The following is a 24,896-nucleotide window of genomic DNA, read 5'->3' on the forward strand; positions in this document are numbered from 1 at the left end:
AAATAGGCCATTTCGGATAATTAATGTGAGATATGTCACGAAATATGGTTTGTTGTTTGTTTTGATAATGTGATGTTAATCACAATAAAAAGTGCGCTGTTTTTTCCGACTGTGATCCACCACAAATTCCATCTGACTGTTAGGGGTCAGTTTGGATATAGAGAATTATTGTACGGTAAGCCTGTTTTTTGAACAGGCTTACCTATAGCAAAAGGGTGTACTCCTGCGCTACATGCAGTTTCCCGTGGATTTTGTCTTATCAGATAACCTAAATGCGATACCACAAGAGCGATAACTTAAAAACGATAGCCGCTAAAGCCAAATCAATCAGTTATAAATATCTGTTGGTCAAATAATGCGCTTAACGTACAGAAATACCCACCCCCCCAATCCGACGCCTTAATAATCAATTACGTTTTGTTTGTTACAAAATGGCTACATGCCCTGTAAACTAAGCCCACAATAACATGAGGGATTAATGTATGGCGTTATATGGAAAAATGTTACTGAATGGTGCTGATATCGCGCCACTTTCCTTTCCCGGAGTAGGGACGTTTATGGCGTTCTCCGGTAATGGGGCTTATAAGAACCGGGGGGATGTGGAAAATATTCAGGGACAAAAGCGGGTGACGGCCCCATTCCTGAAGGAAACTACTGGATTGTGAGTCGTGGTAGTGGCGGTAAAATATCAAAGGCTATTGCCTGGGTGAAGGACTCGTATAATCAACACGCCAGCGGCGCGGAGTTTAGCCGTGATGAATGGTTTGCGCTGTACCCGAACGACTGGAACATCGATGACACACTCTGGATAGAAGGTGTTAAGCGTGAACACTTCCGGTTGCATCCTGGCGTCCTGTCTGACGGCTGCATAACCCTTGTAAGCAATGCCGAGTTTCGCACACTGCGCAACGCTTTACTGGCTACCACGCTAATCGACGTGCCCTGCATGAAAGATTTGAAAGCATATGGCATGATCGAGGTGGTCAACAATGGCTATAACACTTGCCCGTAGGCTAGCGAAAACCATCTGGTTTCTGGCGCTGTTCTGGCTGGGTACACGCTTGGTCTACCCTGAGTCGTTCATCAGTCTGTACACCTCTGAACGTTTCGCACGATGGGTTCATGGGTATTCAAGCCAGGAGAACTTCGACGATTTATGGGTGCTGACCTGGGTGGTAGGTTCTTTCGCGTTCGCGGTGGTAGGGTATCAGTTCTCCATGTGGACTGTCAGAAAAGTGCGCCGCTAGGGGCGCACTTTTTTAAGCCGTCTTGCGCTCGTTCCACGCATCAGCGTATTGCACATTACCATCCATGTAGTGCCAGGTGATTTTTTCGTAATTCAGACTGACGTTCTCAACATGATTAATCTGCGAGCTGGAGAGCTTGGTGTTCGGGATAGAGGTATTAACGCTCGTCACCTTCACGTTCTCCAGGATGATTTTGTAGTAACATTCTTCCTGGCCTGCGTGATTAATTCGGTAGAAACGGAACTCAGCGCTTTTCAGTGCCTGGCCTGTCGCCACCGCGCGATTAAAGTATGGGGAAGAGCTGTCGATCTCCTTCTCAATCATCATCGAGGAATGCTGGCGCGTGCCGGTGATTTTACCGCTGGCGCTGTCAACCGGCAGGCTGAGTCCGTGGGATAGACCGATAATCTCAATACTCCCATCACGATCCTGAACATCCACTGAGCCTTTGATGTCAGCACCACCATCATCCTTGAGCCATAAATACGCTGGAATTGGCATCTTTCCTTTTTTCCTCATGTTGTTAGTAAATCCACATAGGAAGTGTAGGATCTTTAGATTGGCGAGTAAACGATCAATTTTTTGCAGAAAATGTCGGTGTCTCACCCCCCTTGATTTGTACAAAAAATGCGCTAAACGTACAATAATTTCCTATATCCAAACTGACCCCTGTTACCGCTTGCGCCAGCCACAACTGACGAACTGAATGAAAAAACATCATCGAAACCCGACATGGAAAAAAGTAAAGATCTGTCTTAAGCTCAACGTGTAAAGTTAAGTATGTTGTTATTAAAGATATATTTTGTCACGCTTAAAAACTTGCAAGGAGAATAGTGAAAACCAATACTCCCCGGCCTTAAATTATAAATACACGCTGTTTGTACTTTAATTTAATTAATTAATTTGATTGCTTAGCATTTTAAATCATTGACGATTTGACATCGTATTTAGTGAGGTACATATGTTTCTCAACTACTTTGCACTGGGTGTATTGATTTTTGTTTTTCTGGTTCTTTTCTATGGCATCATCGCGATCCACGATATTCCATATCTAATGGCTAAAAAACGTAATCACCCCCACGCTGACGCCATCCATACCGCCGGATGGGTGAGCCTGTTTACGCTGCATGTTATCTGGCCATTTCTGTGGATCTGGGCCACGCTCTATCAACCTGAACGCGGGTGGGGAATGAAATCCCATATCCCGCCTCCCGAACGCGATCCCAGCGTTGATCAACTATCGCAACGTGTTGCCGAGCTGGAAAAACGACTAGGGGCGGTGTCCCCCTCCACAGATAAAGAGACGCCGGAGCGCTAATCATGGATCTGCTTATTGTATTGACCTATGTCGCGCTTGCGTGGACCGTGTTTAAAATATTCCGTATTCCGGTTAATCAGTGGACATTGGCTACGGCAACGCTGGGCGGTATATTTCTGGTTGGGGCCCTCATTTTATTAATGAACTATAACCACCCTTATACCTTTACGGCGCAAAAAGCGGTTATTTCTATTCCGATTACCCCGCAGGTTACCGGTGTTGTCAGTACCGTCACGGATAAAACTAACCAGCGGGTTAACAAAGGCGAGGTGCTGTTTACTATCGACCCGACGCGTTACCAGGCCCGGGTGGATCGGCTGCAGGCTGACCTGGTGACCGCCATGCACAGCATTAATACGCTGAAGGCGCAGCTTTCGGAAGCACAGGCCAACACGGTTCGCGTTTCCGCCGAGCGCGATCGGCTCTACAAAGATTATCAGCGTTACCTGAAGGGCAGCCAGGCGAGAGTCAATCCGTTCTCCGAGAGCGATATCGATAACGCCCGGCAAAACTATCTGGCGCAGGATGCGTTAGTGAAAGCGTCGATCGCCGATCAGGCGCAGGTTCAGAGCCAGTTAGACAGTACGGTGGGCGGCGAACAGTCGCAGGTTGTCAGCCTGCGTGCCCAATTAGCAGAGGCGAAATATAACCTTGACCAGACGGTCATTCGTGCCCCGAGCAACGGCTACGTGACGCAGGTGCTGATCCGCCCTGGCACCTATGCGGCGGCGTTGCCGCTGCGTCCGGTGATGGTCTTTATTCCGGAACAAAAACGTCAGATTGTGGCCCAGTTCCGCCAGAACTCGTTGCTGCGACTTAAACCTGGTGATGATGCCGAAGCGGTCTTCAACGCTCTGCCGGGCCAGGTTTTTCATGGCAAGCTGACCAGCATTCTTCCGGTCGTGCCCGGCGGTTCCTACCAGGCGCAGGGGACGTTGCAGTCGCTGAGCATCCTGCCGGGGACCGATGGCGTGCTGGCGACCATCGAGCTTGATGCCAACGCCGACGTGGATTCGCTACCGGATGGCATCTATGCCCAGGTGGCGGTCTACTCCGATCACTTCAGCCATGTCTCGGTGATGAGGAAAGTGCTGCTGCGCATGACCAGCTGGATGCACTACCTCTATCTCGATCATTAATTCCGACCGCGGCAGACTGACGCAACGTCAGTCTGCCATTTGTCTGTGCCTGAACCATACTTACCTTTTTGTTGGCGAAAGGAGCAGGCAATGAAACTGATCGGCAGCTACACCAGTCCCTTTGTGCGCAAAATCTCCGTCATTCTGCTGGAGAAAAATCTCCCCTTTGAATTCGTCAATGAATTTCCCTACCAGGAGGTCAACGGGGTCGGTAAATTCAATCCGTTAGGTAAAGTTCCGGTGCTGGTCACCGACGGCGGCGAGTGCTGGTTCGACTCGCCCATTATCGCGCAATATCTTGAACTGCTCGGCGTCGCACCGGCGATGCTGCCCGCGGACCCGCAGGCGGCGCTAAAAATGCGCCAGATGGAAGCCCTGGCCGATGGCGTGATGGAGGCGGCACAGGCGCTGGTGCGTGAAAAGGCCCGCCCTCCGGCGCAGCAGTCGGAAAGCGAACTGCTGCGTCAGCGGGAGAAGGTAGCCCGGGGCCTCGATGCCCTCGAGGCTCACGTTGCCGACGGCAGCCTGAGTACCGATGGGGTCAATCTGGCCTCGATCTCGGCGGCGTGCGCCATTGCCTACCTTAACTTCCGTCGGGTGGCCCCCGGCTGGTGCGCGACGCGGCCCAGGCTCATTAAACTGGTCGATACGCTGTTCCAGCGCGCCAGTTTTGCCCGTACCGAACCGCCAAGGACTTGACCCAGACAGGTAACAGTTTCCCCCTGGAGACGTTACAATCACTGCTGATTTGTTGACTCCCTCTCCCGTCGGGAGGGGGGAAAATAACCTACCGCCAGGTCCATTCATGACTACCGATATTCGTGCGCTTTACACCCGCCTTCCGGCTACCGACCGTTTGCTCCGCGATCCCGCGTTTTCCACCGTGCTGGCCGAGTATGGCCATGCTCAGGTTGTGGCGCTACTGCGTCAGATGCTGGAAGAGGCCCGTGAATCTGTTCGTCAGACGCAGGCGCTGCCGGCCTGGTGTGACGACTGGGCGCAGGAGGCCGCACGGCGGCTGGCGCAAACCGGGCAAAGCGCGCTGCGTCCGGTTTTCAATCTCACCGGCACCGTACTGCATACCAATTTAGGGCGTGCCGTACAGGCCGATGCGGCGGTTGAGGCGGTGGTACGGGCGATGCGGGCGCCGGTGACGCTGGAGTACAGCCTCGATGATGCCGGGCGCGGCCACCGCGATCGCGCGCTGGCTGAGCTGCTGTGTCGGATAACCGGTGCGGAAGATGCCTGTATCGTTAACAATAACGCGGCGGCGGTGCTGCTGATGCTGGCGGCGACGGCGGCGGGCAAAGAGGTGGTCGTTTCGCGCGGTGAACTGGTGGAGATCGGCGGCGCGTTCCGCATTCCCGACGTGATGCGCCAGGCCGGCTGTGTGCTGCATGAAGTAGGCACCACCAACCGTACCCACGCGAAAGATTATCGCCAGGCGGTGAATGACAACACCGGCCTGTTGATGAAAGTCCACACCAGCAACTACAGCATTGAAGGTTTTACGAAGGCGGTCGATGAAACCGAACTGGCGGCCCTCGGGCAGGAGATGAATGTGCCGGTTGTGGTTGACCTTGGCAGCGGTTCACTGGTCGATTTAAGCCAGTACGGCCTACCGAAAGAGCCGATGCCGCAGGAGATGATTGCCGCTGGGGTCAGCCTGGTGAGCTTCTCCGGCGATAAACTGCTGGGCGGTCCCCAGGCGGGGATTATTGTCGGCAAGAAAGCGATGATCGCCCGCCTGCAGAACCACCCGCTGAAACGCGCGCTGCGGGTCGATAAGATGACCCTCGCGGCGCTGGAAGCCACACTGCGTCTGTATCTGCACCCTGAAAAACTGGCAGACCGTCTGCCGACGCTGCGCCTGCTGACCCGCCAGGCGGTGGATATTGCCGGGCAGGGCCAGCGCATGCTGAGCGCCCTGGCGGCACATTATCCCGACTTTGCGCTGCGGGTAGAGCCGTGCCTGTCGCAGATTGGCAGCGGCTCGCTGCCGGTGGACCGTTTACCCAGCGCGGCGCTGACGTTTACCCCACGTGACGGTCGCGGCAGCCAACTTGACGCGCTGGCGGCCCGCTGGCGCCTGCTGCCGGTGCCGGTTATCGGCAGGGTTTATGAGGGGCGCCTGTGGCTGGACCTACGCTGTCTTGACGATGAATCCGGGTTTATGGAGATGCTACTGAGATGATTATTGCCACCGCCGGGCACGTTGACCACGGCAAAACTACGCTGCTGCAGGCGATTACCGGTATCAATGCCGATCGCCTGCCGGAAGAAAAAGCACGCGGTATGACGATTGACCTCGGCTACGCCTACTGGCCGCAGCCTGATGGGCGGGTGCTGGGATTTATCGACGTACCCGGTCATGAAAAGTTTTTGTCCAACATGCTGGCGGGGGTGGGCGGCATCGATCACGCGCTGTTGGTGGTGGCCTGTGACGACGGCGTCATGGCCCAGACCCGCGAACATCTCGCGATCCTCCAGCTGACGGGCAAGCCGACGCTGACCGTCGCGCTGACCAAAGCGGACCGTGTTGAAGCGCAACGCGTTGAAGAGGTGCGTGGTGACGTAACGGCGGTGCTGGCAGAATTTGGTTTTACCGACGCCACGCTGTTTGCCACCGTGGCCACTGAAAACCAGGGGATCGCCGAACTGCGCGAGCATTTACTGCAGCTGTCTGCCCGTGCGCACCCGCAGCACCAGCGCTTTCGTCTGGCGATCGACCGGGCCTTTACGGTTAAAGGTGCCGGGCTGGTGGTCACCGGCACGGCGCTGTCGGGCGAGGTCAATGTGGGCGATACGCTGTGGCTGACCGGGGTCGATAAACCGATGCGCGTGCGCGGTCTGCACGCACAGAACCAGGCGGTCGGGCAGGCCTGGGCAGGCCAACGCATTGCGCTGAATATTGTCGGCGATGCGCAAAAAGAGGCACTGAATCGCGGTGACTGGCTGCTCTCGACGCGGCCGCCGGAAGCCTCGGAACGGGTGATTGTTGAACTGCAGTGCCACACGCCGCTGAGCCAGTGGCAGCCGCTGCATATTCACCATGCTGCCAGCCACATTACCGGCCGCGTATCGCTGCTGGAAGGGGCGCTGGCGGAGCTGGTGCTGGATACGCCGCTGTGGCTGGCGGATAACGATCGCCTGGTGCTGCGCGATATTTCCGCCCGCGTCACCCTGGCCGGCGCGCGGGTGGTGGCGCTGAATCCGCCGCGCCGCGGCAAGCGTAAGCCTGAATATTTACAGTGGCTGGCGGCGTTAGCCGCGTCGCAGCGTGATGATGCTCAGGCGCTGGATATTCATCTGCAACGCGATGCGGTTCGCCTCGATGATTTTGCCTGGGCGCGACAGCTCAGCGATGAAGGCCTGAACGCCTTGATCAATCGCCCGGATTACCTGCAGGCGGGCAACAGTCTGCTCAGTGCCCCGCTGGCTGCGCGCTGGCAGCGCAAGCTGCTCGATGCCCTGGCGCGATATCATGACCAGCATCGCGACGAGCCGGGTCCGGGCCGCGAGCGTTTGCGACGTATTGCGTTACCGATGGAAGACGAAGCGCTGGTGCTGCTGCTGATCGAGCAGATGCGCGACAGCGGGATTGTCCGCAGCCATCACGGCTGGTTGCATCTGCCGGAGCATACCGCAGGCTTTACCGATGAGCAGCAGGTCATCTGGCAGCGGGTTGCCGGGCTGTTTGCCGATGAACCCTGGTGGGTGCGCGATCTGGCGCGGGAGGCCCGTGTCGAGGAGCCCGTTATGCGTGCGGTGTTACGCCAGGCCGCGCAGCAGGGGATGATTACGGCGATCGTCAAAGATCGTTATTACCGTAACGATCGGATTGTGGCGTTCGCCAGGATGATCCGCGAGCTGGATCTGGCGCGCGGATCCACCTGTGCGGCCGATTTCCGCGATACCCTGAACGTCGGACGCAAGCTGGCGATTCAAATTCTGGAATATTTCGACCGGATTGGTTTTACCCGCCGACGCGGTAACGACCATATCCTGCGTGATAAGGCGCTGTTCCTGTAGCCAGGGAAATCCCGGAGGCGGCGCTTGACGCGCCTGTCCGGGCAACCAACCTGTAGCCCGGACAGCGTAGCGCCACCGGGAAATGTGAGTCCGCCGGTGGTTCAGCGATAGCTTTCGCGCTTACGCCTCCGCTTCTTTCACCCAGATGCGCATCTCACCTTCGCCACGGTTAGCCCAGCTGAACCACGGAATAAAGGTCAGGGTCTGCGGCTGGCGGGTTGTCGGCGCGCGGTCGTAATGCCACAGTGCCTGCTGGCCGGCGTCTTCCGCCGTTTGCTTATAACCCGGCGCCTGCAGGATCACCTTGTGGGCAAAAATCCCTTTCCCTTCAAAGGCGCTGAACCGGGCGTCGCGTGGCAGCTGCAGGTTATGCAATTGCTCGCCGTTATCCGCCTGCTCCAGACAGTACACCAGCGGACCGCGCTGAACGGCAACCTGGCCGGCCTGATGACGCACCAGCGGATTACCGTAAAGACGGCGCACCGGCATCGGCAGCGTTAACAGAAGCGTGTCGCCTTCCTGCCAGCGATGGCTGATATGCAGATACCCCTTGCGCACATCCTGCGCCACCGGTTTGCCGTTGAGCGTCACCTGCGGATCATCGCACCAGTCCGGCAGGCGCAGCGCCAGGGTGTGATTGACCGGCGTCGGCGAGTCGATCGCGATCTTCACCTGCTCCTGCCACGGATAGTTGCCGCTGATACGCAGGCGCAGGGTCTCATCCCCCACCGGGATCTCCGCGCTGTTCCCCACATACAGGTTGATGTACAACGCATCCTGATGCGGCGTGTAGATATAGTGCCCCAGCGAGGTCAGCACGCGGGCAATGTTTGGCGGGCAGCAGGCGCAGCCAAACCAGCGCTGACGCACAGGCTTCACGTGGTCATAGATATGGTTGAATTTTAACGATGTCGGGTGCACTTCCAGCGGGTTAACGTAAAAGAAGTGCTTACCATCCAGCGCCATCCCGCCCAGCACGGTGTTATACAGCGCGCGCTCCATCACATCGGCATACTGGCTATCGGCTTCCATCTCCAGCATCCGGCGGGCAAACATCATCAGTCCGATAGAGGCGCAGCTCTCCGCGTAAACCGTGTCGTTTGGCAGGTCATAGTCGCTGCTGAAGGCTTCGCCGCTGCTCTGCGAACCAATGCCGCCGGTAATATACAGCTGGCGCTGAGCCATATTGTTCCACAGGCGCAGGCAGTCCTGACGTTTCCCCTCGTCCTGACTTAAGCGGGCGAGATGGGCGACGCCGGTCATCAGGTAGACAAAACGCACCGCATGGCCGATGGCGACGGGCTGTTCGGAAATGGGCTGATGCGCCTGGCTGTAGGGCTTATCCATCACCATCCAGGCCGGACCGTAGGTGTTCCAGTAGGAGGTTTTGCCCCGCTTTTCATATTCGATATCGTAAAAGTGCGGTTGCGTGCCACGCTCTTCGACGAAGTAGTTCACCAGCGCCAGATAGCGCGGCTGCTGGGTGATGTCGTACAGGCGCATTAACGCCAGCTCGATTTCCGGGTGGCCGGGGTAGCCGTGCAGCTGATTCTCACCGGGGCCGAACACGCTGTCGATATGGTCGGCGAGACGGCAGACCACCTCCAGCAGGCGGCGTTTGCCGGTGGCCTGGAAGAAGGCGACGCCCGCTTCAATCATGTGGCCCGCGCAGTACAGCTCATGGCATTCCGCAAGGTTGGTCCAGCGTTCCGCCGGGGCTTTGACCGTGAAATAGGTGTTCAGGTAGCCATCTTCGCACTGGGCGGCCGCCACCAGTTCAATCACCTCGTCGGCGGTCTTTTCCAGTTCGGCGTCCGGCTTCTGGCACAGCGACCAGGCAACGGCTTCCAGCCATTTCGCCACGTCGCTGTCCTGAAAGACCATGCCGTAAAATTCCCCTTCCTGCTGCCCCGCGGCAATCCGGAAGTTTTCTATCGCATGGCTCGGGTCCGCCTCGGCAATGCGGTCGTTCAACGCATCCCATTGATATGGGATCACCACATCGCGCACCAGTTGCTGGTACTGGCCGAGGAACGGGTCGCTGATTTTCAGTTTGTGCAGATCGACTTCCATAACAGACATGACGGACTCCTTAAGACTGAACGTGACGGGTGCGCAGGTCGCTGGCAATACGCGCCATCATAGGATTATTAAGCTTGCAGGCGCGAATGGTGAAGGCCAGCAGCAGATGGAACAGGGCAGGCAGCAGGGTCTCCATGGAGGAGATACCGGCCAGCGATGATGCCGTTTGGTTTTCCGCGCCCGGCTGATAGGCCACATAGATAAATACCAGGCTGATAATGCCGGCGCTGGAGGCCCATGCCAGCTTGATGAAGAACAGGTTAAAGGCGAAGTTCATGCCGGAAGAGCGCACGCCGGTTTTCCATTCGCCGTAGTCGTCGGAGAAGGCCATCAGCGAGAAGTGCAGCGGCAGAGTGAAGCCGAGAATAATGCCGTTACCGAGGATCACCACCAGCCACAAGGTCTGGTAAGCCGGGCCGGTCGGCAAAAACCACATCGCGAAGGCAATCGCGGCTAACACCAGGTTGGTGTAGTAGTAGAGTTTGACGGTATCGAAGCGGCGCGACAGCAGGTTGATAATCACCGAGCCGCCAATCGAGGCGAAGGTCACCATGGTGAAGAACAGCGAGGTATAGCCGGTAGATCCACCCAACACGTAGGTGATGAAGTACATGTAGCCGCCGCCGCGGATATTAAAGACGTTGATCAGCAGGAACGACATCACCAGCATCAGCAGCAGCTGGTCGTTCTGGCGCAGCCCGGCGATATGCTCGCGCAGGGTGAATTTACCCATCATGTCCAGCGAGACGCGTTCGCGAACCCAGAAGAAGCAGCACAGGAACATCACCACCGCGATGGCGCAGAGTACGCCGACGCCATACTGATAGCCCTGCGCGGTGTTGCCCTGGCCGAGCGCCTTCACCAGCCACGGCAGCCCAACGGATACCAGGAACCCTGCCACGCCGCACAACACAAAACGCCACGCCTGGCACGAGATCACTTCACTGTGGCGCGTGGTCATGGTGTTAATCAGCGCGCAGTAGGGCACGTTAATCGCGGTATAGCTCACCGACAGCAGCAGATACGTACCGAAAGCCCAGGCGATTTTTACGCCCATGCTGGCATCCGGCACGGTAAAGGTCAGAACGCCGATGATGCCGATGGGCAGCGCTATCCACAGTTGCCACGGGCGAAAACGTCCCCAGCGGCTTTGGGTGCGGTCGGCCAGCACACCCATGATCGGGTCGGAGATAGCGTCAAACACGCGCAGTGCCAGGAACAGCGTCCCGACCAGCGCCGGCGTCAGTCCAAAGACGTCGGTATAGAAGAAAGTTAAAAAGTTCATGATCAGGCAGGTAATGACTGTCCCGCCCGCATCGCCCAGGCCATAACCGATTTTTTCACGGAGCGTGAGGGAATCGTCCTGGGTGCGTTGTGCTATATCACTTGTCGTAATCGGAGCCGAAGTCATAAATAACTCCCGGAGATGATGTGCGGAATAATATCCCGCTGAAGTGCGGGCTTTTATTTGTCATTTGCAAAGTACGTTATTTATTCTGCACTAAATACCTGGGCTAACAAGGGAAGGGAAAAGTATAAAAAGGTGACGATTCCGACTTCATGATAAAAGTGTGATTGCGATCCTGAATCATGCGGTTTTATCGTGAATAATCAAAGGCAAAGCGAGTATCTGGTGATACAAATAGCGGGAATTTTCATATCTATGCTTGAATTATCCATGTCTTTACCGATTAGAGTCCAAAATGGCGGGTTATTTATTTCTCGCGGTATTGGCAGCCATCCGGCACGACAGCTTCGCTCCTGGGAAATTATCTTCGTTGAAAAAGGGACATTAACGATTCGCGAAGATAACGAGGTATTTAGCGTGAATGCCGGGGAAAGTTTGCTGCTGTGGCCGCAGCGTTTGCATGTTGGGGTGGGGCAATTTCTGGCGGATTTAAAATTCTACTGGCTGCATTTCGAAGTGATATCAGACGAGGCTGCGTCGCTGCCAGAAGCGTTGCTGGCGGTGCCCCAGCACACGCGGGTGAGCGAGCCGCAATATATAATCTCCCTGTTCAGGCAATTTTTACATGAACAGGAAAATATCCATCGTAGCATCGCGCTGGAGCTGATCCTGCTGCTGATTTTGCAGCAGATTGCGGCGGCGGCCAGCGAGCAGCCCGCCGATAGTCCCGGCACCGCGCTGGCGTGGAAAGCGCAGCAAATCATCCTGACCCGGTTTCATCTGCCGATTTCCGCCTCCACGCTGGCAAAGGAGCTGCACTGCAATGCGGACTACCTCGGGCGGGTCTATCGCCATGCTTTCCGGCTGACGCTAACCGAAGCGCTGCACCGCCAGCGGGTGAGGGCGGCGGAAAAGCTGCTGATCAGCGATTCGCTGTCGTTGACCGACGTGGCGTTGAAGTGCGGGTTTAACGATGTGGGCTATTTCCGCAAAATTTTCCGCAAGCACACCAGTCTGACCCCGGCAGCCTGGAAGCGTCGCTATTGTAAGGAGCACGTGAATTCGGCGTAGGATTTAGCGGTTCATACAAAAACCACCCCGGTGGCGCTGCGCTGACCGGGCTACCGGCTCGCGTCGGTAGCCCGGTCAGGCGCGTCAGTTTTGCCCGTAATAGGCATTGGCGCCGTGTTTACGCAGATAGTGTTTATCGAGCAGTTCAGACTGCATATCCGGTAGTTGCGGGGCCAGCTGGCGTGAGAACAGCCCCATGTAAGCGCACTCCTCCAGCACCACCGCGTTATGCACCGCATCGGCGGCATCTTTTCCCCAGGCGAACGGGCCGTGCGAATGGACGAGGACCGCCGGGATCTGCGCCGGATCCAGCCCGCGTTCTTCGAAGGTTTTAATGATCACTTCGCCGGTCTGATATTCGTATTCGCCGTTAATTTCGTCGACGGTCATCAGGCGGGTGCAGGGAATGGTGCCATAGAAATAGTCCGCATGGGTGGTGCCCCAGGCCGGCAGGTCGATGCCCGCCTGCGACCAGATCGTCGCGTGACGGGAATGGGTGTGCACGATCCCGCCGATCTGCGGATAGCGGCGATAGAGCGCCAGATGGGTCGGGGTATCGGAAGACGGCTTTTTGCTGCCTTCAACGACCTTACCGCTGGCGATCTCCACCACCACCATATCGTCGGCGGTCATCACCGTGTACTCGATGCCGGAAGGTTTGATGACCATCAGTGTGCGCGAGTCATCGATCGCGCTGACGTTGCCCCAGGTAAACGTTACCAGGTGGTGTGCCGGCAGCGCCAGGTTGGCGGCCAGGACCTCGGCTTTGAGTTGTTCTAACATGTAAATCCTCCTTCCTGCATTCGCGATTCAATCCAGCGCCGCGCCTGGATAATTTCCAGCACCGGTTCGCTGGCTTTCTCCGTCCACATTTCAATCAGGAACGAGCCGCGATAGTTCAGCTCATGCAGGGTTTTGAAAATGCCGACAAAATCGACACAGCCTTCGCCAAACGGCACGTCACGAAACTGCCCTGGACTGTGCGCGGTGACCGGCTGGGTGTCTTTCAGATGGATGGCGGCGATGCGGTCGATACCCAGTTTGAGCTCGGCGGCCACATCGTTACCCCAGGCGCTGAGGTTGCCGACGTCCGGATAAACGGTGAACCACGGAGAAGAGAGCATCTCATCCCACGCTTTCCACTTGCTGATAGAGTTCATAAAGGCGGTATCCATGATCTCCACCGCCAGCATCACCTGCGCTGCCGCGGCCTGTTCCACCGCCCACGCCAGCCCTTCGGCAAAGCGCTGACGGGTGCCTTCATCGTGTTCTTCGTAGTAAACGTCATAGCCCGCCAGCTGAATGGTGCGGATACCCAGATCGCGCGCCAGACGGATGGCTTTGGTCATGATCTCCCGCGCCCGCTGGCGGGTGGACTCATCGCGGCTGCCAAAGGGGAAGCGGCGGTGGGCGGAGAGGCACATCGACGGAATGGCCACCCCGGTTTCCAGCATGGCGGTCACCAGCGAGGCGCGCTGAGCGGGGCTCCAGTCGAGACGCGACAGGCGTTCGTCGGTCTCATCCACCGACATTTCAACAAAATCAAACCCGCAGCTTTTTGCCAGTACCAGCCGCTCTGGCCAGCTGAGATCTTTAGCCAGAGCTTTCTCATAGATACCTAATGGATGATTACGCATGCTGTTCTCCCCAGATGGCGTCAATCTGTGCGTGGAATTCGCCGGCAACCTGTGCCGGGTGGGCGGCGCCTGACAATGCGCGTCCGGCAATAAACGCTTTGACGTTAATATCGCGGAACAGCACCAGGTCGGCGGGGGTGATACCGCCGGTAATCGACAGTTCGAGACCAATATCCGACAGCGCCTTCATGCGCGTCAGGTCGGCGTCACTCCACTGTTGTCCGCTGGCCTGGGCGTCGCGTCCGCGGTGGTAGATCGCCTGACGAACCCCGGTGCGATACCAGTCACGGGCATCCTCCAGCGTCCAGTTGCCAAACAGCTCCATCTGAATTTCTCCACCGCAGGCCTGCGCCACGGCGTGGCCTTTCTCTACCGTGGCGAGCGGGGCGGCGCAGATGATGGTCATCCAGTTGGCACCGGCGTTAAACGCCTGCTGTGCCAGGGTTTCACCGGCATCCGCCACCTTCCAGTCGGCGACGATAATTTTGTCCGGACACTGGGCGCGCAGGGCGGTCACCGCGCGCAGCCCTTCGGCAAGACACAGGATTGTACCGGCTTCAACGATATCGACGTGGTTCTGTAACAGGGCGACATCGTGCTGTGCCGCCTGAAGATGGGTATGGTCGAGCGCCAGTTGCAGTAATGGACGGCTCATAGTGCGTGCTCCTTAATGCGGGCGTGGTAGCCCTGTAGTGCCTGAATCAAATGTTGGTATTGCTGGTATTTGTGCTGGTAGCGCGCATGCGCGGCCATGTCGGGCTGCAGCGTGCGTACCGGATGTTGTAGATCGTGCTGGGCGTCGTGGAAGGTGCGGTAGACGCCGGTCCCGACGCGGGCAGCAAGGGCCGCGCCGAAGCAACCGGTCTCCTCGACCTGCGGCAGTTCGATGCGCAGGCCGCTGACGTCGGCCAGCATCTGCATCCAGACGTCAGAGTGCGCCGGGCCGCCGGTGACGCGCAGGGCGTGAACATCGGAAAAGCGTTCACGCATGCGGTTCAGGTGGGTCATATGGCTGAAGACCACCCCTTCGTAGACCGCCTGCAGCAGATGGGCGCGGGTGTGTAGCGCCTGCAGGCCGTAAAACCCGCAGGTCATCTCCAGCCCGGCGTTGCTGCCGTAGAGAAACGGCAGGAAAAAGAGCTGACTGTCGGCTTTCGGCAGCCCGGCGACGGCCCGGTTGATCTCATCGAAAGAGAGATCGCACCATTGGGCCGTGAACCATTCGAGATTGCCGGAAGAGGTCGGGCTGGCTTCGTGAACGATGTACTGCCCGTCGTTGACGTAGCGACCGTAAACGTAAGGGTGGGCCTCGTGGTCGCGCAGGCCGTGGGTGATCCCGCTGGTCACCGCCCAGGTCCCCATCACCGCATTGAGGGTGAACTCATCTTCGATCCCCGCGCAGAGTGCGGTGGAAACCACATCAAACAGACCGCCGACGACGGGCGTTCCCGCCGCCAGACCGGTAATAGCGGCTGCCTGAGCGGTGATTTCCCCGCATATTTCTGCTGAACCGACGATGGGCGGTAACGCACTATCGATTTCACTGATGCCCAGCCAGCGGGTCAGCTGTGGATCGTACTGGCCGGTTGCCATGTTGTAGAGGTTGGACTCGGAGATGTTGCTCTCCTCGCAGCCTTTGACGCCGGTTAAGCACCAGCGCAGGTAGTCGTGCCCCATCATGACGTTGCCGATCTGCGCGTAACGCTGAGGCTCATGCTCTTTTACCCAGCGCAGCAGCGAGGCCGGATGCCCGGTCCACAGCGTCTGGCGGGTGACCGGATACAGCTGTTCAGGGATGCCGTCCTGCTGCCAGCGTTGGACGATGTCCAGCGCCCGGCGATCGGAAGAGAGCATGGCATTGCCCAGCGGCCGATCCTGTTTATCCAGGAGAAACAGCCCCTTGCCCTGCGCCGAAATACCGATCCCGGCAATCTGTTCGCCCATGACACCGGTGCGTTGCAGTAGCCCGGCGATGGTCGCCACGCATTGTTGCCAGAGCTGGTGCATGTCGCGTTCGGCATAGCCCGGCAATGGCGACGCCGTCTGCAGCGACTGCCGATGAATGCCATGCTCATGACCTTTGGCGTCATATAAACCGGCTTTCAGATAGGTACCACCGCAATCGATACCGAGCCAGAAGGTCTTTTTCTCACTCATCTTTGCATTCTCATTGTTGCCGGGAGGCGCAGACCCCCCGGCAGGGGTTACGCCGCGTGTTTACGTGGGCTCATCGTTTTTACCGGGGCTGCACCGGTATCGCATTTTGACGGCAGCAGAAGGGCCATCAGCGCAGCCAGCGCCAGGGAGATCGCCAGGCAGTAAACCCCGGCGTCTTTGCTGTAGAGGGTGATCAGTACGCCCACCGCGTATGGGCCGCAGAAGCCACCGAGATTGCCGAGGGCGTTGATGACGCCACGGGCGCCACCGGCCATTTCAGCGCTGAACAGACGGGCCGGAATGGTCCAGAACACCCCCGCCGCGGACTGCAGGAAGAAGCCGCAGCCCACCAGCGCGGCATAGGCCAGCCAGATGTTGTTTTTCAACGCCACCGACAGGAACATGCACAGGGCAAAGCCAACCAGCGGCAGGCAGACGAACAGTTTGCGTTTTCCGGTACGGTCAGAGAGGGAAGAGAACAGGAACATCCCGGCAATCGCCCCGACGTACGGCAGGATAGCGAGCATCCCAACCTGCCCCATGCTGCTGTGCGTCAGCTCTTTGAGAATGGTGGGGAGCCACAGGGTGTAGCCGTAAATACCGGTCTGATAGAAGAAGTTCAGGGCGATCAGTTGCCACATGGTTCTGTCGGCCAGAACGGCGCTGAGGGACGCATTTTTGACGGTGGTTCCGGCGATGGCGCGTTGCTCTGCGGCGAGGGTGTCGACGAGGTAGCGCTTTTCGGCTTCAGTAATCCACCGGGCTTCCTGCGGGCGGTCGTAGACGGTATAGGCCCACAACGCCAACACCACCACCGAGAGCAAGCCTTCAATAATGAACAGCCAGCGCCAGTCGAGGATGGTAATGATCCACCCGGAGAGCGGGGCGGTGATAATGCCGGCAATTGGGACAAACATAATCACAATCGCGTTGGCACGGCCACGTTCAGCATCCGGGAACCAGTTGCTGATCATCGTCAGCACCACGGGCAGCATGCCCCCTTCGGCGACGCCCAGTAAGAAGCGCAGGACCAGTAACTGATACTGGTTGGTGATTAAACCGGTCAGGACCGAAATCACCGCCCAGGCAACCAGCGACCAGCCGATAAACTTCTTGCCGCTGCCGTGGACCGCGATTTTTCCGCCCGGCACCTGTAAAAACAGATAGCCGATAAAGAAAATCCCGCCCGCAAGCCCCGCCATGGTGGCAGAAATACCGAGTTCAGCATCCATCCCGCCGGGCATGGCGAAAGCAATGTTGACCCGGTCCATATAGGAAATAATACACGCGATAAGAATAGGGGGAATAATTCTTAACCAGCGTTGGCGCGGAATATCCGCGGTGGTAGCGTAAGAGGAAGTGTTCATATTAATCTCGTGTTTAAAGTAACTGACGTTGCGATTAAATTGACGCTTTATATTTATTGTTGGGCTATGTTTAACGCGTTAATGCCATCGCGTAATATGGCTATGCGATGATTCGCATCAGCATTCTCATCAATTTCCAGTAACTTAATACCGGCAAACTGTAATTTTGCAGAATCAGCCACATTAAATAGTTCTTGTGCGTGCGCCGCCGTTAACAGGCTGTGCGGGCAGAACGGGGCGAACGGGGTGTGCAGGTCAGTCCATTCGCCGTACGGCCCTTGGGTTGCGGTGCCAGAGAACATCAGCGCCCCCAGTTTGCCTGCGGCATGTACCGCCTGAGCATGCGTCAGTGGCAGGGTGGTATTACGCCCTTCAATCGCCGAACGCGCCCAGTTGATACAGATATCGATGTTGTAACCTGCCAGGACCTCCAGCACGTTTTCCAGCGGCAGAAAGCCTTTGCGCGGCGCCGGTTGGTTCATGGCATCACAATGTTCCAGTACGAGTGAGCATGACCAGTCCCAGGCCGCTATCTCTTTGATTGAGCGCGCGAAAGCATCGGTTGCCTGTCCGACGTTTGCATTGCCTGCAAGCGGCGCTGCCTGCAGCTCCAGGGAGATAACCTTGCCGGCAAAACGTTTGTTTAGCGCATTGATTTTGTTGCGTAAATGACGATGAAATTCGACGCATGCCAGGCGCTGCTCTTCATCGCTGGAGGCCAGGCCGAAAGCCGTGTTGCCGCCGCCGCGACGCCGCATCGTTTCCGGGATGGCAGTCACCACCATCTTCCACTCCTGCGGCGTATGCTGGATCAACCACTCATCACCATAGGGGTGAAAGTTCTCATGGCATGGCTGCTCCAGCCCGCGGATGTGGGGCGTGTCCGCGAGTAAGCGCCAGAATTCCGTCTCTTCTTGTTCGCTCTTTTGGTGAAATGAAGGTGCGCAAGGGTATGCGCCGATGATATAACCGGCGTCATTTCTTTCCATTTTTCACTCCTTTTATTTATCGCCGTGCGACAAATAAACTACGGATTAATCTAAAGCGGAAATAGCAACTTTAACCACTATTTTCCTGATTGCCGTTGCCCGATGTTTATTACAGGCTGGTCGGTGAACATCCTGCGGGAAAAATATGGCGTAGTTCCCCGGCCTCATTTCTATTAACGATTCATTTTCGCTGTGGTGATAGAAAATAATATCCCGCTGCTCAAGTAATTCTTCACTAACGACATTATTGCCGGTATCGATAGCGACACCGATCTGCTCTTCACCGGAATATAAAAACTGGATATCCAGGTAGCGGCGGTGCACTTCCGGGCGCAGCTCATCGTGCGGGCGGGTGGTCAGGTCGAGGATCTGCGCGAAGATCGTGCGCCCCTCGATTTCGACCACCCCGGTCTCCAGTTTGCTGAAGTCCGTGGTGCGCAAAAATTCCAGTGCTTTTTCAATCGCCGCCGGATACCGGCAGGCGTTGGGTTGAGAAATATGCCCATAAATCATGATGATATTCCTTACAGCGCTTTGATTTTTGCCCACACGCTGTCATCAACGGTGATGCCGTTGCGGCGGTTCTCTTCCAGCAGACGGGAAAACTCATGACCAGGCAGACGGACCGGCACGTTTTCGTCGGCACGTTCGGCGCTGGTGATGTAATCCATGATGCGTTGCAGCTTGGCGTCGCGGGTGGCGCCGTCTATCAGTTTGTCCACTTCGATAGCAATAAAGACTTGTGAAATGTTGAATTCGTCACTGTTGTCTTCAGTTACCGCAGCAACGGAAGCGCCATCGGAGAGCAGGGTGGCGATCATGTCCAGCACAATGGAGAGGCCCGAACCTTTCCAGTAGCCCATCGGCAGAATACGGCGGTTTTTCTCGATGGGGGCCGGGTCTTTGGTCAGGTTGCCTTCGTCATCGAAGCCGCCGTCAACCGGCAGCTGGCGGCCCGCCAGACGGTTCACTTCCAGCATGCCGTAGGAGAACATCGACATCGACATGTCCACCATGGTGATCGGCGTCGACGGAATGGCGACGATCAGTGGGTTAGTCCCGATGCGGCACTCTTTGGCACCCCACGGCGGCATCACGGCAATGGAGTTGGTCCAGCAGATACCGATGTAGCCTTTTTCCGCCGCCTGCCAGCCGTAGCTGCCGCCGCGCATCCAGTGGTTGGCGTTTCGCACAGCAACCAGGCCAATACCGTGGTCCGAAGCCAGTTCAATGGCCCGGTCCATCATTTTTTTCGCCGTCAGGTTACCGATTGAACGCTGGGCATCCCACTGCTCAATCGCCCCCAGAGAAGTGGTGCGTTTTGGCTGGGCCTCCGGAATGATATCGCCGTTTTCCAGTTGCTGAATAAAGCGCGGGAAGCGGTTTACGCCGTGTGAATAGACCCCTGACTCGGTGGTGCGAGCGAACATTTCTGCGCAGGCATCGGCGGTTTCAGCCGCCACGCCGCGTGCCAGCAGGACACGGGTAAACTCATTTTTAAGGTCAGAAAAACTCAGTAACATACGTTTTCTCCATTACAGCTTTCGTTTCACATAGTGGAATATGATTCCACTAAATAGTGTCGGGTTGCAAAAACACGCCGGCAGGGCCGGTGCGTTTCGGTATTACTCTGGTTTATCCCTGAAGGCGGGATGGGGCGAGGGTCACCCGGTACAGCGATGTCGTCGCCGTAATAAAAAGCGTATTCCCGTCGGGGCCACCAAAGGTGCAGTTAGAGACGCGCTCGGGGACCGCAATAGTGTCCAGTAATTCGCCTGCGGCAGAGAAAATCAAAATCCCTGTCTCGCAGCTGCAGTAAATATTCCCGTCCTGGTCGACGCAGAATCCGTCCGGAATACCCGGTTTGACCTGGGTTACGACGTGGGAAAATAACGCGTTATCGCCTTCAAGACGGTAGGCGCGAATTTCCCGGCGGCCCTGGCTCGGAAAATCAATAACCGACATATCTGCCACGTAGAGCCATTTATCATCCGGCGAAAAGGCCAGCCCGTTGGGACGCTGGGTATCGCTGATGGCAATCGCGACCTGGTGACGCGCTTCATCAAAGCGGTAGACGTAGCAGCCAATGACCTGACTTGCGGCGCGATAGCCCTCTTCGTCACCGACGATGCCGTAGGGCGGATCGGTAAACCAAATCGACCCGTCCTGGCGCACCGCGATATCGTTGGGCGAGTTAAAACGCAGCCCGTCGACTTTATCCACCAGCAGGGTGTGATTGCCTGCGGCGTCGGTACGGCTGATCCCGCGCCGACCGTGCTCGCAGGTCAACAAACGCCCTTGCAAGTCCCGCGCGTTGCCGTTGGCAAAGTGGGATTCGGCACGAAACACGCTGACGCCATTTTGCCCATCCCAGCGGAACATTCTGTTGCCTTTCACATCGCTGAAAATCAGGCACTGCTGGTCTGCCAGCCACACCGGGCCTTCCGCCCAGATCGCTGGTGAGCACAGGCGTTCAACACTTCCCGTGACGGCTAACATCTCACTTCACGCCCCAGATGGCTTTGTAGCGATCGCGATAATGGTTGTCCGGGTCGAATTCGTTGTTCTGGCCACCGTCGGCGGCAATGTTCTCTTTGGTCACCAGATGTGCCGGGGTGACATAACCAGACGGCTCTTTGCCCGCGAAGGCGCGGTTAAATTCATCCAGCAGCTGCCAGCCGTGCAGTTTCAGCGGTTCTGGTACGGTTGCGATCTGCGCTTTGCCTTCACGCACGCGCTGGTAGGCGGTGACGGAACCATCGCCAGCGGAGATGTTGTACGGTGGTTTATCTCCGCTGCCTTTGCCCGCGGTTTTCAGGGCTGGGGCCATAAAGTCGAAGTACAGATCGTTAATAGCCAGCGAGTATTCGAATTTGTCGCCATATTTTTGGATCAGGCTGTAGGTCATGCCCGGCATGCGGTTGGAAGTATCGGCGAGGGGGGTATCGATAAACTCCACCACCTGGCAACCGCTGCACTGCTCAATCACCTTCTTCATCGCGTTGGCCTTATCCAGCGCGATTTGGTACAGCGAGTCGGTGAAAATCAGTACTTTGGCGGTGCCGTTGGATTTCGCCACCGCATACAGCGCCGCCATGCGCGAGACTTCGTTCGAGTCGGAGGTCACGTTGTAGAAAATGTTGTAAGCCGGAACCGGGCCAGGCGCGGGAACCGCGTGCCATGCGGTCAGCACGATGCCCTCTTTTACGGCTTTTTTCAGCGGGATTTTGGCGACGTTCGGGTTCCAGCCGCCAATGACGATACCGTCCGGTTTACGAGCGATCGCCTGGTTTAGCGCCGCCAGTTGATCTTTCACCGAACCTGCTCCATCCAGCACATCCAGCTGCCAGCCTGCGGTTTTCGCCGCTTCCTCCAGACCCTCTTTAACGCCCAGTACGCCGCCGTTTTTCATGTCCGAGGCGATGAAAATGATCTTTTTATTCGGCTGCAGCGCCGGGCCCTGGGTTGGGCCGTCCCAGGTGGTGACTGGCGCGGTTGCTTTGGCAATCGCCGTTTTCGCTTGCTGAACAAAGGTATCGTCGGCGAGGCTGAAACCACTTGCCATCATCAACCCGGCAGCCAGACAGCATTGAACTATTTTGTTATTCATTTTCAGTTCCTTACGCGAGAGTCATTGGGTAACGGAGGAGCCCGATGCTGGCGATTGTGTCCGCTGCACCAGTTTTTTATTTAATGCCCGACGGCGTTGGGCGTAGCCCGCCAGGGTAATCGACAGCAGCAGCGTCGCGCCGTTAAACAGCGGTTCGACCCAAAACGCGCCGCCGAACTGCTGGATACCCGCAATACCAATCGCCAGCACTGCAATACCGACGACCGTGCCCCAGACGTTTACCCGGCCGGGACGAATGGTGGTACTGCCAAGGAAGGCGCCCACCAGAGCCGGGAGCAGATAATCCATCCCGACGCTGGCCTGGCCCACGCCCTGCTCGGCGGCGATGATCACCCCGGTAAAGCCGGTTAAGGTGCTGGAAGTAATAAATGCCCCGATGATGTAACGATTAACGGAAATGCCGTTGAGCGCTGCGGCGACGGGGTTGCCGCCCACCGCATACATGCAGCGGCCGATCGGGGTATGTTCGGTGATAATCCACAGCACCACGGCGGCAATAAGGACGTAGAAGGCCACCACCGGAATGCCGAACAGGTCGGAGTGATGCAGGGCGATAAAGGCGTCCGGCAAGTCACCGACGATCTGCCGACCGCCAGAGTGCCAGAGCGCGACGGCGTACAGCACCGTACCGGAACCCAGGGTCGCAACAAAGCTGTCGATATCCGCCAGCGCCACCAGAATCCCGTTCAGCAAGCCGTAGAGCGCAGAGAGCACCAGCACGATCGCCACTGCGACGGGCCAGGAGAAACCATATTCAACCTGCAACGTAATGGCGAGGATGTGCCAGAGCACGATGCCGAAGCCGACGTTCAGGTCAATCTTGCCAACAATCATCGGGATCGTGGCCGCCAGCGCCAGCAGGGCGATTTTCGATTTGCTGTCGAGAATTGCCTGCAGCGTCAACAGGGAAGCAAATGAAGGCGTTGTCAGTGAAAAAACGATAACCAGCAGCACGCAGATCGCGGGTAAACCGTAACGAGTGGTCAATTGTCCAAGCCAGGCGGCCGCACCGTGTTCATGAAGTGATACGCGTGATTCCAGGGCCGTCGATTTCATTGATGTTTTAGCCATAACGCACTCCGACTTAATGTATGGTGCCGCTGCCTGATGCCAGCTCAAGCAATCTGGCAAAGGTGACATCCTGGTTGAGAAGTTCGCCGACGATCTGCCCGCGGTTAAACACCAGCGCCCGGTTACAGATGTGCGCCACCTCTTCCAGGTCGTTGGAGATGACCAGAATGGCAACGCCGTTTTGCAGCGCCTGATTGAGTAAATCGTAAATTTCTGCGCGTGCGCCTACGTCAACGCCGGCAGAAGGATCTTCCAGGATAAGCAACGGTGCATTGAGCGAGAGCCAACGCGCCATGACCACTTTTTGCTGGTTGCCGCCCGACAGTGCACTGATTTCAATATTTATCTGCGCAGGACGCACGTCGAACTGGCGGATTTTCTCCCAGCTCAGCGGCGCTTCGCTTTTTTCGTTATAGCGGGAAAGCAGCGCGTGACCGTGTTTACACGGGTTCATAAACAGGTTTTCACGCACCATCATGCCCGGGATCAGACTTTCATGAAGACGGTCACCTGCAACAAAAGAGATGCCTGCGGACATCGCCTCCCCTGGTGTTGTCGCCGTAAACGGCACGCCGCTTAACGTGATTTGTCCACTCTCCTGCGGCCTGCAGGCAAACAGTAAACGCCCAACCTCTTCCTGACCGGCGCCACGCAGACCGGCGAGTGCCACCATCTCACCGGCACGCAGCTCGAAGGAGACCGGCCCGGTATCACCCACTTTGACGTTGTCCATTTTCAACAGCACCGGCGCGCTGGCATCGGGTAAGGCCTGACGCTGATCGTCGCGGATGCTTTCGCCCACAATCAGTTCGACCAGACCACGCAGGCTATAGCGACCGATATCGCCGCCCCCGGCGTAGCAGCCGTCGCGCATCGCGCACACGGTATCAGCCATCTCCATCACCTCATCCAGGCGGTGGGTGATGTAAATCATGCCGACCTGCTTCTCGCGCAGGATGTTCATCACGCGGAACAGGTGGCAGACATCGTCAGCAGGCAGTGAGGCTGTCGGTTCATCGAGTACCAGCACCGAGGCGTCAACGGCCACCGCGCGGGCAATCGCCAGCAGGGATTTTTCGGTGCGGGAAAGGTCAAACACGCGGTCATCCGGGTCGAGCTGAATACCGATATCTTCCAGCGCTTTTTGCGCCTGGCGTTTGGTGGCTGCCCAGTCGATCAGGCCGAAGCGACGGGGGAAACCCATCACCAGCGCCATGTTTTCGGCGACGGTCATCCACTCTACCAGGCCTAAATCCTGATGAATAAAGGCGATAGGCTGTTCGTTGCCCTGACGTAACGCGGCGGCGGAGTCCACCGGCTGACCGCGAAACAGGATCTCTCCGCCATCACGGGAATAAACACCCGCCAGCACCTTAATCAGCGTCGATTTACCGGCACCGTTTTCTCCCAGCAGTGCCACAACCTGGCCCGGATAAATATCCAGGCTGACGTTATTGACCGCTACGTTTCCACCAAAGCGCTTGATAATGTGGCGCATGGATAACAACGGAGACAACACTGCTGCTTCTGCCATTTAAGGTGACCTCCCGATGTGAGGGAAAGAACGTTTTACATGCTATAAGTTTCACTATGCGAAATCTGATTTCAAATATATCGATCATGATTTGACAAAGCAATCGGTGAGGTTGTTTTTGAAATTCAATAAAATCAGATAATTACAAAATTTCTGTTCAGATCGTGAAGTGAAACACACTTTGCGCTACCATCAGAGCGGGTCGAAAAGGGG

At 57.0% G+C, this 24,896-nt stretch carries 23 protein-coding genes; 8 read left to right on the plus strand and 15 right to left on the minus strand.

Annotated features, from left to right (window positions below; genetic code table 11):
- Positions 1-482 precede the first annotated feature (482 nt).
- Both ACMYSN_RS15675 and ACMYSN_RS15680 read left to right on the plus strand, forming a co-directional pair.
- Complete coding sequence (locus tag ACMYSN_RS15675; protein WP_462495416.1) at positions 483-665, plus strand: hypothetical protein; 183 nt, start codon at positions 483-485, stop codon at positions 663-665.
- Entirely contained in the window at positions 662-1,012 is a 351-nt protein-coding gene (locus ACMYSN_RS15680) for a tlde1 domain-containing protein (RefSeq protein ID WP_462495417.1), read from the plus strand. Before ACMYSN_RS15675 ends, ACMYSN_RS15680 begins: the two co-directional genes overlap by 4 nt.
- Before the next feature lie 247 nt (positions 1,013-1,259).
- Here the strand turns inward: ACMYSN_RS15680 and ACMYSN_RS15685 are convergent, their stop codons facing one another.
- Positions 1,260-1,748 carry an Hcp family type VI secretion system effector gene (locus ACMYSN_RS15685; RefSeq protein WP_462495418.1) on the minus strand — a complete coding sequence of 163 codons (489 nt, stop codon included), beginning with the start codon at positions 1,746-1,748 and terminating at the stop codon, positions 1,260-1,262.
- Positions 1,749-2,208: 460 nt separating this feature from the next.
- Here ACMYSN_RS15685 and ACMYSN_RS15690 point away from each other — a divergent pair, with 460 nt between their 5' ends.
- The 5 genes from ACMYSN_RS15690 to selB all read left to right on the plus strand — a co-directional run bounded on the left by ACMYSN_RS15690 (position 2,209) and on the right by selB (position 7,736).
- A complete protein-coding gene (locus ACMYSN_RS15690; RefSeq protein ID WP_123757138.1) occupies positions 2,209-2,565 on the plus strand; it encodes a DUF3302 domain-containing protein in 357 nt (118 codons plus the stop codon).
- 2 nt (positions 2,566-2,567) lie between these two features.
- A complete protein-coding gene (locus ACMYSN_RS15695; protein WP_462495419.1) occupies positions 2,568-3,704 on the plus strand; it encodes an HlyD family secretion protein in 1,137 nt (378 codons plus the stop codon).
- Positions 3,705-3,794: 90 nt separating this feature from the next.
- On the plus strand, positions 3,795-4,403 hold the full coding sequence (locus ACMYSN_RS15700; RefSeq protein WP_462495420.1) for a glutathione S-transferase family protein: 609 nt from the start codon (positions 3,795-3,797) through the stop codon (positions 4,401-4,403).
- Positions 4,404-4,509: 106 nt separating this feature from the next.
- The gene (gene selA, locus ACMYSN_RS15705; RefSeq protein WP_462495421.1) at positions 4,510-5,898 is read left to right on the plus strand and encodes an L-seryl-tRNA(Sec) selenium transferase; all 1,389 of its coding nucleotides are present in this window, start codon (positions 4,510-4,512) and stop codon (positions 5,896-5,898) included.
- Complete coding sequence (gene selB, locus ACMYSN_RS15710; protein ID WP_462495422.1) at positions 5,895-7,736, plus strand: selenocysteinyl-tRNA-specific translation elongation factor SelB; 1,842 nt, start codon at positions 5,895-5,897, stop codon at positions 7,734-7,736. The genes selA and selB overlap by 4 nt, the downstream gene beginning before the upstream one ends.
- A gap of 120 nt (positions 7,737-7,856) precedes the next feature.
- On the opposite strand, the gene ACMYSN_RS15715 is transcribed toward selB, so the two are convergent.
- Together ACMYSN_RS15715 and ACMYSN_RS15720 are read right to left on the minus strand one after the other, a co-directional pair.
- Positions 7,857-9,818, minus strand: coding sequence for a glycoside hydrolase family 127 protein (locus ACMYSN_RS15715; RefSeq protein ID WP_462495423.1), 1,962 nt, complete (start codon positions 9,816-9,818; stop codon positions 7,857-7,859).
- A 10-nt stretch (positions 9,819-9,828) separates the two neighbouring features.
- Positions 9,829-11,229, minus strand: coding sequence for an MFS transporter (locus ACMYSN_RS15720; protein WP_462495424.1), 1,401 nt, complete (start codon positions 11,227-11,229; stop codon positions 9,829-9,831).
- A gap of 252 nt (positions 11,230-11,481) precedes the next feature.
- On the opposite strand from ACMYSN_RS15720, the gene ACMYSN_RS15725 reads away from it, so the two are divergent.
- On the plus strand, positions 11,482-12,297 hold the full coding sequence (locus ACMYSN_RS15725; protein WP_462495425.1) for an AraC family transcriptional regulator: 816 nt from the start codon (positions 11,482-11,484) through the stop codon (positions 12,295-12,297).
- Positions 12,298-12,381: 84 nt separating this feature from the next.
- On the opposite strand, the gene araD is transcribed toward ACMYSN_RS15725, so the two are convergent.
- From araD to ACMYSN_RS15785, 12 genes are all read right to left on the minus strand, one after another.
- Positions 12,382-13,080 (minus strand): L-ribulose-5-phosphate 4-epimerase, encoded by a 699-nt coding sequence (gene araD / locus ACMYSN_RS15730; protein WP_462495426.1) that lies wholly within the window; start codon positions 13,078-13,080, stop codon positions 12,382-12,384.
- Positions 13,074-13,934, minus strand: a complete 861-nt coding sequence (locus ACMYSN_RS15735; RefSeq protein WP_174509555.1) for an L-ribulose-5-phosphate 3-epimerase — start codon at positions 13,932-13,934, stop codon at positions 13,074-13,076. Before ACMYSN_RS15735 ends, araD begins: the two co-directional genes overlap by 7 nt.
- Positions 13,927-14,589: a 3-dehydro-L-gulonate-6-phosphate decarboxylase gene (gene ulaD, locus ACMYSN_RS15740; protein WP_462495427.1), complete on the minus strand. Its 663-nt coding sequence runs from the start codon at positions 14,587-14,589 to the stop codon at positions 13,927-13,929. The genes ACMYSN_RS15735 and ulaD overlap by 8 nt, the downstream gene beginning before the upstream one ends.
- Complete coding sequence (locus ACMYSN_RS15745) at positions 14,586-16,091, minus strand: FGGY-family carbohydrate kinase (RefSeq protein WP_462495428.1); 1,506 nt, start codon at positions 16,089-16,091, stop codon at positions 14,586-14,588. Before ACMYSN_RS15745 ends, ulaD begins: the two co-directional genes overlap by 4 nt.
- A 47-nt stretch (positions 16,092-16,138) precedes the next feature.
- On the minus strand, positions 16,139-17,458 hold the full coding sequence (locus ACMYSN_RS15750) for an MFS transporter (RefSeq protein WP_462495429.1): 1,320 nt from the start codon (positions 17,456-17,458) through the stop codon (positions 16,139-16,141).
- A gap of 53 nt (positions 17,459-17,511) precedes the next feature.
- A complete protein-coding gene (locus tag ACMYSN_RS15755) occupies positions 17,512-18,447 on the minus strand; it encodes a DUF4862 family protein (RefSeq protein ID WP_462495430.1) in 936 nt (311 codons plus the stop codon).
- Positions 18,448-18,492: 45 nt separating this feature from the next.
- The gene (locus tag ACMYSN_RS15760; RefSeq protein ID WP_462498271.1) at positions 18,493-18,960 is read right to left on the minus strand and encodes a NanQ anomerase/TabA/YiaL family protein; all 468 of its coding nucleotides are present in this window, start codon (positions 18,958-18,960) and stop codon (positions 18,493-18,495) included.
- 11 nt (positions 18,961-18,971) lie between these two features.
- Complete coding sequence (gene yiaK, locus ACMYSN_RS15765; RefSeq protein WP_123757152.1) at positions 18,972-19,970, minus strand: 3-dehydro-L-gulonate 2-dehydrogenase; 999 nt, start codon at positions 19,968-19,970, stop codon at positions 18,972-18,974.
- Between the two features lie 112 nt (positions 19,971-20,082).
- On the minus strand, positions 20,083-20,946 hold the full coding sequence (locus ACMYSN_RS15770) for an SMP-30/gluconolactonase/LRE family protein (protein WP_462495431.1): 864 nt from the start codon (positions 20,944-20,946) through the stop codon (positions 20,083-20,085).
- Between the two features lies 1 nt (position 20,947).
- Positions 20,948-22,015: an ABC transporter substrate-binding protein gene (locus ACMYSN_RS15775; protein ID WP_462498272.1), complete on the minus strand. Its 1,068-nt coding sequence runs from the start codon at positions 22,013-22,015 to the stop codon at positions 20,948-20,950.
- A 63-nt stretch (positions 22,016-22,078) separates the two neighbouring features.
- The gene (locus ACMYSN_RS15780) at positions 22,079-23,149 is read right to left on the minus strand and encodes an ABC transporter permease (protein ID WP_462495432.1); all 1,071 of its coding nucleotides are present in this window, start codon (positions 23,147-23,149) and stop codon (positions 22,079-22,081) included.
- Between the two features lie 13 nt (positions 23,150-23,162).
- Positions 23,163-24,683, minus strand: a complete 1,521-nt coding sequence (locus ACMYSN_RS15785; RefSeq protein ID WP_462495433.1) for a sugar ABC transporter ATP-binding protein — start codon at positions 24,681-24,683, stop codon at positions 23,163-23,165.
- Positions 24,684-24,896: the final 213 nt, after the last annotated feature.

Origin of the sequence: Klebsiella sp. R445 (assembly GCF_051131755.1) — a bacterium.
Classification (GTDB): domain Bacteria; phylum Pseudomonadota; class Gammaproteobacteria; order Enterobacterales; family Enterobacteriaceae; genus Klebsiella; species Klebsiella lignicola.

Coding starts and splice junctions, on each gene's coding strand:
- ACMYSN_RS15675 (WP_462495416.1), top strand. CDS start 483: ATGGCGTTATATGGAAAAATGTTACTGAATGGTGCTGATATCGCGCCA.
- ACMYSN_RS15685 (WP_462495418.1), bottom strand. CDS start 1,748: ATGCCAATTCCAGCGTATTTATGGCTCAAGGATGATGGTGGTGCTGAC.
- ACMYSN_RS15690 (WP_123757138.1), top strand. CDS start 2,209: ATGTTTCTCAACTACTTTGCACTGGGTGTATTGATTTTTGTTTTTCTG.
- ACMYSN_RS15695 (WP_462495419.1), top strand. CDS start 2,568: ATGGATCTGCTTATTGTATTGACCTATGTCGCGCTTGCGTGGACCGTG.
- ACMYSN_RS15700 (WP_462495420.1), top strand. CDS start 3,795: ATGAAACTGATCGGCAGCTACACCAGTCCCTTTGTGCGCAAAATCTCC.
- selA (WP_462495421.1), top strand. CDS start 4,510: ATGACTACCGATATTCGTGCGCTTTACACCCGCCTTCCGGCTACCGAC.
- selB (WP_462495422.1), top strand. CDS start 5,895: ATGATTATTGCCACCGCCGGGCACGTTGACCACGGCAAAACTACGCTG.
- ACMYSN_RS15715 (WP_462495423.1), bottom strand. CDS start 9,818: ATGTCTGTTATGGAAGTCGATCTGCACAAACTGAAAATCAGCGACCCG.
- ACMYSN_RS15720 (WP_462495424.1), bottom strand. CDS start 11,229: ATGACTTCGGCTCCGATTACGACAAGTGATATAGCACAACGCACCCAG.
- ACMYSN_RS15725 (WP_462495425.1), top strand. CDS start 11,482: ATGCTTGAATTATCCATGTCTTTACCGATTAGAGTCCAAAATGGCGGG.
- araD (WP_462495426.1), bottom strand. CDS start 13,080: ATGTTAGAACAACTCAAAGCCGAGGTCCTGGCCGCCAACCTGGCGCTG.
- ACMYSN_RS15735 (WP_174509555.1), bottom strand. CDS start 13,934: ATGCGTAATCATCCATTAGGTATCTATGAGAAAGCTCTGGCTAAAGAT.
- ulaD (WP_462495427.1), bottom strand. CDS start 14,589: ATGAGCCGTCCATTACTGCAACTGGCGCTCGACCATACCCATCTTCAG.
- ACMYSN_RS15745 (WP_462495428.1), bottom strand. CDS start 16,091: ATGAGTGAGAAAAAGACCTTCTGGCTCGGTATCGATTGCGGTGGTACC.
- ACMYSN_RS15750 (WP_462495429.1), bottom strand. CDS start 17,458: ATGAACACTTCCTCTTACGCTACCACCGCGGATATTCCGCGCCAACGC.
- ACMYSN_RS15755 (WP_462495430.1), bottom strand. CDS start 18,447: ATGGAAAGAAATGACGCCGGTTATATCATCGGCGCATACCCTTGCGCA.
- ACMYSN_RS15760 (WP_462498271.1), bottom strand. CDS start 18,960: ATGATTTATGGGCATATTTCTCAACCCAACGCCTGCCGGTATCCGGCG.
- yiaK (WP_123757152.1), bottom strand. CDS start 19,970: ATGTTACTGAGTTTTTCTGACCTTAAAAATGAGTTTACCCGTGTCCTG.
- ACMYSN_RS15770 (WP_462495431.1), bottom strand. CDS start 20,946: ATGTTAGCCGTCACGGGAAGTGTTGAACGCCTGTGCTCACCAGCGATC.
- ACMYSN_RS15775 (WP_462498272.1), bottom strand. CDS start 22,015: ATGATGGCAAGTGGTTTCAGCCTCGCCGACGATACCTTTGTTCAGCAA.
- ACMYSN_RS15780 (WP_462495432.1), bottom strand. CDS start 23,149: ATGGCTAAAACATCAATGAAATCGACGGCCCTGGAATCACGCGTATCA.
- ACMYSN_RS15785 (WP_462495433.1), bottom strand. CDS start 24,683: ATGGCAGAAGCAGCAGTGTTGTCTCCGTTGTTATCCATGCGCCACATT.